Raw genomic sequence first — 280 nt, 5'->3', positions numbered from 1 at the left:
TGAGTCGTGGGTGACGGTGCCGATTCAATTTACCCTCAATTGACTGTTTTGGAGATTGTCCATGCCGTCTTCTCTTTCTCGCCGTCAACTTTTTGTCCTTGGCCTGGCCAGCCTGGGGGTCTGGGGGATGGGTCGCCAGGCCCAAAGCCAGATCCCGCCAGCTCCGGTTCGGCGAGTGGCCAGCCTCACCTCCTTGACCGCCGATATTCTCTATCGCCTGGCCCCGGACAAACTGGTGGGGATCCCGGCCGGACGTTTGCTGGAGGCGGATCCCCGCTTT

1 pseudogene is annotated in these 280 nt (G+C 60.7%); it reads left to right on the top strand.

The annotated features are described in order from the left end of the window. Positions 1 to 61: 61 nt before the first annotated feature. Positions 62 to 280, top strand: a pseudogene (locus NW835_RS10110) (ABC transporter substrate-binding protein); the annotation flags it as partial.

Source organism: Synechococcus sp. OH2 (assembly GCF_047462155.1).
In the GTDB taxonomy this organism is placed as follows: domain Bacteria; phylum Cyanobacteriota; class Cyanobacteriia; order Thermostichales; family Thermostichaceae; genus Thermostichus.
The sequence above is the reverse complement of the archived record's forward strand: the minus strand, read 5'-3'. Positions and strand labels throughout refer to the sequence as shown.